The sequence below is a fragment of the Armatimonadia bacterium genome (genome assembly GCA_039679385.1).
Lineage (GTDB): Bacteria > Armatimonadota > Zipacnadia > Zipacnadales > JABUFB01 > JAJFTQ01.
The window spans coordinates 1-7,601 of the sequence record JBDKVB010000046.1; the positions used below are offsets into that span (position 1 = coordinate 1).

Annotated in this window: 6 protein-coding genes; all 6 read right to left on the reverse strand. The window is 66.0% G+C overall.

Annotation, left to right across the window (positions count from 1 at the left end; genetic code table 11):
* Nucleotides 1-122: 122 nt before the first annotated feature.
* Nucleotides 123-1,844, reverse strand: a complete 1,722-nt coding sequence (sulP, locus tag ABFE16_04245; protein MEN6344490.1) for a sulfate permease — start codon at nucleotides 1,842-1,844, stop codon at nucleotides 123-125.
* 135 nt (nucleotides 1,845-1,979) lie between these two features.
* Nucleotides 1,980-3,236: an adenosylhomocysteinase gene (ahcY, locus tag ABFE16_04250; GenBank protein MEN6344491.1), complete on the reverse strand. Its 1,257-nt coding sequence runs from the start codon at nucleotides 3,234-3,236 to the stop codon at nucleotides 1,980-1,982.
* Between the two features lie 72 nt (nucleotides 3,237-3,308).
* Nucleotides 3,309-4,172 carry a dTDP-4-dehydrorhamnose reductase gene (rfbD, locus tag ABFE16_04255; protein MEN6344492.1) on the reverse strand — a complete coding sequence of 288 codons (864 nt, stop codon included), beginning with the start codon at nucleotides 4,170-4,172 and terminating at the stop codon, nucleotides 3,309-3,311.
* A gap of 69 nt (nucleotides 4,173-4,241) precedes the next feature.
* Complete coding sequence (locus tag ABFE16_04260) at nucleotides 4,242-4,904, reverse strand: DUF4159 domain-containing protein (GenBank protein ID MEN6344493.1); 663 nt, start codon at nucleotides 4,902-4,904, stop codon at nucleotides 4,242-4,244.
* Nucleotides 4,905-4,909: 5 nt separating this feature from the next.
* A complete protein-coding gene (locus tag ABFE16_04265; GenBank protein ID MEN6344494.1) occupies nucleotides 4,910-7,024 on the reverse strand; it encodes a hypothetical protein in 2,115 nt (704 codons plus the stop codon).
* 37 nt (nucleotides 7,025-7,061) lie between these two features.
* Nucleotides 7,062-7,601: radical SAM protein (locus ABFE16_04270; GenBank protein MEN6344495.1), on the reverse strand; the 540-nt coding region annotated here is incomplete at its 5' end.

Here is a 7,601-nt window from a genome sequence, read left to right on the forward strand (position 1 = left end):
GCAGTTGGCCAAGACACTGTGTCATACCGGAGAGACCTCCCGAAAGGGCCTTCTGTTGGCGCAGAACCCCATTTCGACGTCTCTCCGGTTTCACTTCCTCAGTAACTCATGAATAATGCGGGCTAGATGCGAGAGGGAGGGCGATGGTCCTTCCTCTCGTCGATTCCGAGTTGGTGCAAGGCCTGAACGACGGTGACGCGGCGGATCTCGGAAGTGCCCGTCGCATCCCAACCGGCGCGTTCGGCCATCTCGCGTACCGGGCCCTTCATGTTGGCCAGGCAGAAGAGAATCCCTCGTCTGTGGTAGTCGCCGACGAGGCGCTCGAGGGCGGCCATCGAGGTGCTGTCGATGTCGTTGACGCCCGACATGTCGAGCACCACCCACTCAACCCCAAGGCGCCCCGTGAGCTTCTCCCGCAGTCGATCCTCGACGAACCCCATGTTGGCGAAGTAGAGCCGTGAGTCGACGCGCAGGATGAGGCCCTCAGGGTAGGTCTCGGCCTGAGGGTAACGCTCGAGATCGCGGAAGCCCTGCTCCTCCTCGACCCAGCCCAGCTCGGCCATGTGTGGATGGGAACTGCGCCAGATGAACACGATCAGGGAGTACAGGATCCCGGCCAGCAGGCCCTTCTGCACGTCCAGCAGCAGCGTAGCGGCGAAGGTGATCACCCACGTCCAGGCGTCAGCCCTCCGCAGGTGGTACAGACTCCGAGCCTGCCCGAAATCCAGAAGGCCGGAGACGGCGACGATCACCAGTGCACCCAGGACGGCCTGGGGCAGGCTCTCGAAGAGAGGTGTGAGCAGGAGAACCGCCAGTAGTACCGTGCCACCTGTCGCAGCACCGGCCAACTGAGTCCTCCCGCCGACGCCGTAGGTGACGGCACTGCGGGAGAAGCTGCCGGTGACGAAGTAGCCCGAGACCAGCGAGTTGAGGAGGTTGGTGGTGCCGAGGGCGGTGAGCTCCTGATTCGGGCGCACGCGGTAGTTGCTGCGGACAGCCAGAGTCTGGGCAACCGCGATGGATTCGCCGTAGGAGATGAGGGCGAGAATCAGCGCACGCGGCAGCAGGAGCTGGATCATTGGAAGGTCGAGGCTCGGGACTCGCGGTGTGGGCAGTCCGGCAGGGATGTTACCGACGACCTGCACTCCCTGGGCCTCGAGATGCAGAGCGTTCACCGACAGCGCTGCAACCAGGACAACCGCCAAGGGTGCAGGGAAACGCGGCGCGATCTGGCGCAGCAGCACCAGGGCTGCCATGCTTATCAGAGCGATGAGGAGGGTGGGCCCATGCACTTGGCCAAGGCGCCGGCCAACCTCCACGAGGGTCACGAAGGCTGAGCTGCTGGAGGGCACGCTGATCCCGAGCAGGTACTTGAGCTGACTGATGCTGATGACGATGGCGGCGGCGGTGGTGAAACCGCCGATCACGGCACCGGACATGAAGTGCGACAGGAAGCCCATCCGCAGCAGGCCGAAGAGTATCTGGAGAGAGCCGGCCATGAGGGCCAGGAGTGCGGCTGCGGCTAGATACTCCACGGTGCCCGGCTCGGCGAGCGGCGCGATGCTTGCGTGTACCAGCAGGGAGTCGGTGGCGACCGGACCGACGGAGAGATGTCGTGAGGATCCGAGCAGGGAGTAGAGGACCGGGCCGACGACCGAGGCATAGAGGCCGGCCACCGGAGGCAGGCCCGCCAGCAGGGCATAGGCCATGCTCTGGGGCACCAGCATGGCCCCGACGGCGACGCCGGCCGACACGTCATGGGGTAGGTTGTCGCGATCGTAGCGCGACAGCCAGTCGGCGGCCGGGAGAAGCCGGCTCAGCAGTGAAGGCACGCCCTTCGGCAACCTGAAGGCCCCTCCTCTCCTGATCGCGTGGGCCGAACAGGCCCCGGGGCATAGTAGCACATACGACAAGGGCTTCCAGCGCCGGTCCTCTCACAGGCCGATTCTGGAAGCCCTTTGCTTAGCGCGTGGGAAGGTCTAGGTGCCCATCTGCCAGGAGTTCAGATAGCGCTGCTGTTCCTCCGTGAGTTGGTCGATCTCGATGTTCATCGCCTTGAGCTTGAGCAGGGCCACCTGGGCGTCGATTTCCTCAGGTACGCTGTGGACGTCGACCGTGAGCGAGCCGCCGTGCTTGGCGACGAACTCAGAGCAGAGGGCCTGGTTCGCGAAGCTCATGTCCATGACGACGGCGGGATGACCCTCGGCAGCGGCAAGGTTGACGAGACGACCCTCGCCGAGGACGTAGAGGCAGCGACCATCGGGCAGAGCGTACTCCTGGGTCTCGTGGCGAACCGTGCGCTTGCTGGTCGCCATCTCGTCCAGAGCCACCAGATCGATCTCAACATCGAAGTGGCCACTGTTGCACAGGATTGCGCCGTCGCGCATGACCTCGAAGTGCTCACGACGCAGGATGTGGATGTCGCCGGTGACGGTGATGAAGATCTCGCCGACCGGCGCGGCCTGGGCAATGGTCATGACCTGGAAGCCGTCCATGGCGGCCCGGAGAGCCTCGATCGGGTTGACCTCCACGACGATGACCCGGGCACCCATGCCACGAGCGCGGGCTGCAACACCCTTGCCGCACTGCCCGTAGCCGCAGACGACGAGGTTCTTGCCGGCGATCATGACGTTGGTGGCACGCAGGATGCCGTCGATGGAGCTCTGGCCGGTCCCGTAGTAGTTGTCGAAGAGGTGCTTGGTGTTGGCGTCGTTGACGGCGATGACCGGGTACTTGAGGGCGCCGTCGGCGGCCATGGCACGCAAGCGGATGACGCCGGTCGTGGTCTCTTCCATGCCGCCCAGCAGACCGCCGAGAAGCTCGGTGCGGTCCGAATGGATGGTGGAGATGACGTCGCAGCCGTCGTCGATGGTGATGGTGGGCTTGGTGTCAAGCGCAGCGTTGATGTGGGAGTAGTAGCTGTCGCGATCCTCACCGTGGACGGCGAAGACCGGGATGCCGTAGTCCTTCACCAGGGAGGCAGCGACCGGGTCCTGCGTTGACAGGGGGTTACTGGCACACAGGGCTACCTCGGCGCCACCGGCGACCAGTGTCCGCATGAGGTTGGCGGTCTCGCTGGTGACGTGCAGGCAGGCGGCGATCCGCTGCCCAGCAAGGGGCTTCTCACGGGTGAAGCGCTCACGAATCGACTGCACCACGGCCATCTGACGGTCAGCCCACTCGATGCGGAGCTTCCCCTCAGGGGCCAGATTGAGGTCGGCAACATCATATTGCATGGCAGTTCCTCTCTTTGCGGCTTGGTCAGGCGTGACCGCGTCACGCTCGAGGTTATGTCGGAAGGAACGAACTCAGGTCTCTGCGCGCAGGTAGGTTGAGGCATACTCACGAGCCGCTTCGCTCCACTCGCGTAGCGGCGTCAGGCCAAGCTCCTCCAGCCGGCTGCTGACCAGGGAGCTGTGGTGCGGCCGGTTGGTCGGGCTCACCCAGTCACGCCAGGAGATGTCTTCAACCTCCACGTTCGCAGCACCGGCGGCCTCAAGAGCTGTGCGAGCGAGTTGCGACCAGGTGCAGAGGCCGGAGTTGGCGCAGTGCAGGATGCCGGTCGGCTGCAGGTCGATCAGCCGCCAGAGGCGAGCGGCGAGATCCCGGGTGTAGGTTGGCGAGCCCCACTCGTCGGAGACGACGCGGAGCTTGCCCGTCTCGCGACCCCTGGTAACGATGGTACGGACGAAGTTCTTGCCGTTGGGGCCGTAGAGCCACTGGGTGCGGACTACGAGCAGCTTGTCATGGGACTCGCGGGCGTACTTCTCGGCAAGGAGCTTGGACTCGCCGTAGGGGTTCAGCGGATGCGGCTCCTCCGTCTCCACGTAGGGCGTGCCCTTGGTGCCATCGAAGACGTAGTCCGTGCTGAGCATGACGAGGTAGCAGTTGCACTCCTGGCAGGCCACGGCAACGTTGGCGGTTCCGCGGGCGTTGACCTCGTAGGCCTTCTCGGGGTCACGGCTGCAACCGTCCACATCGGTGTAGGCAGCGCAGTGGATAACGGCAAAGGGATCATGCGGCTGGATAGCGCCCCGGGCCTCGTGAGGACGGGTGAGGTCGCCCTGAGCCAAGTCTACCCCGATAGCCTCATACTGCGGCGGCGCCAACTCGCGCAGCGCCGTTCCGAGCATTCCCTCAGCACCTGTGATGACGACTCGCTTTCGCTCCATCGAATCACCCGCCGAAGGTTAGCAGCAAAGGCCGCCGAGAGTCAATGTTGTGGGCGAGGCTACGAAGCCTCAATGTGTCAGGGCGTAGACGACGAGGTTGATCCCCAGGCGCAGGGCCGCCTCTCGCCGTTCGGGTGGATCCTTGTGGACTTCGGCATCTTCCCAGCCGTCGTTGAGGTCGGTGTTGAAGCTATAGAAGAGGACCACGCGACCTTTGTGGATCAGCGCATAGCCGTGCGGAGGTCCGCCATGGTGCTCGTGGATCTTCGGCAGCCCCTTCGGGAAGTCGTAGAAGCTGTGGTAGATCGGGTGCGTGAAGGGCAGCTCAACCAGGGAGGTGCCCGGCAGCAGCTTGCTGGCCTCCGCACGGAACGACTCGTCGAGCCCGTAGTTGTCGTCCACATGCAGGAAGCCGCCGCGAAGGAGGAACCGGCGCAGGTTCTCGCGCTCGGGACTCGTGAAGGCGATGGTCCCGTGGCCGGTGACGAAGACGATCGGGTAGTCAAAGAGCCGAGGGGAACCGGGCTCCACGATGGCGGGTTGTGGGCTGAGGCGAAGGGTTGTACGCTGGTTCACCGCGGCCACCAGATTGGGGACGCTGGTTGGATTCACGTACCAGTCTCCCCCACCTCCGTACTTGAGGCGAGCCACCGTCAAGGGCGCTGCACCGGCCAGGCCGCAAGCCACCAGCAACAGCGCTGCGAGTAGCGTTCTGAACAGTCGGGAGGGCATGGCGGTCACATCCCTCGCCAGCGTCGCTGCAGCCACCAGGTCACGCTGAGCAGAGCCACCAGGAGCGCAAGCATCCAGGGGCCACGGGTCGGGCTGGTCGAGATGGCCCGCTCGGTGGACTGCGGAGCAAGCTTGACCTGCTGTGCGAGCTTGGTGGCCTCGCGGGCCGGGCCGGAAGCTCCGCCGGTCTCTGCCGCCGCTTCCTCAAGGAGCCTGGGATCGGGTCGCGACAGAGCCATCTCCGTCGTTGCGGGGATCACCTGTGTCTCGGCGGAGTCCGCCCCTAACAGCTTACCCGAAAGCGTAGCAGATACCTCCGCCCGCAAGGGTCCAGGTGCCTGTACCGGCACAAGGACCTCGTAGCGTCCGGGAGTGCCCGGCATGGGCGTGCAGTCGAGCTTCAGAGGCGATCGGGTCGAGCTGCCTGAGTTCACGCGGGCTGTGACGGTCGCACCGGAGACGGGTCGCAGGGCGCTGTCGGTGACCTCCACCAGCAACCGTGGTACCGTGCCGGCGTCGTAGCGCTCGCGCTCGAAATGGGCCACCACCGGCCGATCGTCTCGCGGCTCCGTGAGCCAGTCGCCGAGAGTGCTCCAGAAGGTCTCGAAGGTCCTCTCGCCTGCATCGCCGGAGGCGGGGTTGAAGACCCAGCGGTGAGTGCCATCGGTGCCCAGAAGGAGCGCTCTGCCGCGTCCGACTTGCCAGGAGACCAGAAGCGGTGCTCCGTGCGCTTCGAGGATCACGGAGGCACCCGGGCGCGGGGTCAGGGGAACCCGTCCGCGCAGTGTCGGGAGGTTGGAGCTCGAAAGCGCCTGCGCCAGTGGATCAGCCCCCGGACGGAGCCGAGGCGAGATGACCTCGTCAAGATAGCCGCCGAGAGTAGCGGGCAGCACCGAGGTCAGACTCCGAGGCAGGGGCGTCCGGGCAGTCTCGGAGCCGGCAAGGAAGGCCAGGGAGCCTCCCCCTCGGGCGAAGTCGGCGAGCGTCGTATCGAGCCCGGCCAGGGCCTCTGACGGGACGTCCTGCAGCAGGACGGCGCTGACGTCCTTCAGGTTACCCAGGACCGCAAGGCTGGACTTCTCGGCGCGGTCGTCATCCCGCCAGAACCCTGCCGGTCGGGTCTTCCGGACGAAGGCCCGCAGCTTGAGGTCCGGGTTCGATGGAAGCAAGCGTTTGAGGGCGGCGTACTCGGGCGACGGTGCGCCGGAGATGAGCACCACCTGGGGCTTGTCGGGCACGACCTCGACCAGCACACTGCGTTCATTGTTGGCCGGGGTCAGCTCGCCCGGAACCGGATCGGCCCGGAGGCTGTAGCGGTACCGCCCCGGGGCACCTGCTCGAAGCTTCAGCTTCAGAGTCGAGGCGGCGGCCGGCGCGGAGAGGTTCAGGCTTCGCTCGGGCTTGCCATCTCGCTCCAGTCGCACTCTCACGGAGGCACCCTCGAGACCAGTCGCGCGAAGACCCGCTCGCAACTCGAAGTCGCTGCCCGCTCGTACCCGGCGGGGCGCCGAGACCAGGTCCACAGCGAGATCCTTGAGGGGAGCATCGGCACCGACAGACAGAGCCCAGAGGGTCGCGCCCTGAGCCTGCGCCAACCGTGCAAGGTCGTCGCCGCGTGCTGACCGGGTGTCGGCACCGTCACTGACCAGCAGGATGGCCTGAGGATGCTCCGCAGCAAGGACCCCGCGAAGGCCTGACACCAGGTCAGTCTCGGAAGCTCGGGCCGTGAGGGAGGCAGGATCGGACATGCTTCGCTGTGGGTCACTCAGGGCGAACCAGCGTGCTGAGACCGGGGACGTCGGCGGCAGTGCGGCCAGGAACTCACGAGCGGCGGCAAGCCCGGCGCTGAGGCGGCTCTGGCCCGACTTCGCCTCCGGCAGGCCCATGCTCTGGGAGTCGTCGACCAGGACGGCCACTTGCGCTGGAAGTGTCTCGTGCCGGGGACGCTCCCTCGTCGGCCCCACGACCACCAGCATCAGCAGTGCAAGGGCCAGCGCTCGCAGCGGGCCCAGGACGAGACGCTGCGGTCCGGGCAGACCTGCGCGAGCGGCCCTGAAGATGCCCAGCGCCAGGACGACCAGTGCGATGCCGATGAGGAGACCGGTGAGGACGGGTTGCACGAGAACCCGGTTCCCGAACAGACCGTGGCAGACCTGCTCAGTAGGCGAAGCGCAACTGCTTGCCCTCGGGTGATGGGCTGTAGCGGCCGTTGAGGGTGAGGAAGTTGCGGGCCGTCTGAGCGCGAACGCCAAGGGCCTGCAGAGCCGGTAGGCTGTTGATTGACCTCTCCCGGCGCGCCCTCAGGATGCGTTCGACACCTCGCAGTCCCAGGCCCGGCACTCGCAGCAACTCTTCGCGGCTGGCGCGATTCACCTCGACCGGGAAACGCTCAGGATGGGACTGCGCGGCCGCAAGCTTGGGGTCTGCCGCCAGTGACATGTTGCCCTGCTGGTCGAAGGCCAGCTCGGAGAAGTCGAAGCCGTAGTCGCGCAGGAGCCAGTCTGCCTGGTATAGCCGGTGCTGTCGCAGCGGCGGAGTCGGTGGCACACCCTCCAGCGGAGAGCCTTGCATCGGACGGAAGGCGGAGTAGTACACCCGGCGCAGGGACAGCTTGCCGTAGAGCCACACGGCAGCGGTCAGGTACTCGCGGTCGCAGTCATCGGCGCCGCCGACAACGAACTGCGTGGTCAGCCCCGA

Coding starts and splice junctions, on each gene's coding strand:
- ahcY (MEN6344491.1), bottom strand. CDS start 3,236: ATGCAATATGATGTTGCCGACCTCAATCTGGCCCCTGAGGGGAAGCTC.
- rfbD (MEN6344492.1), bottom strand. CDS start 4,172: ATGGAGCGAAAGCGAGTCGTCATCACAGGTGCTGAGGGAATGCTCGGA.
- ABFE16_04260 (MEN6344493.1), bottom strand. CDS start 4,904: ATGCCCTCCCGACTGTTCAGAACGCTACTCGCAGCGCTGTTGCTGGTG.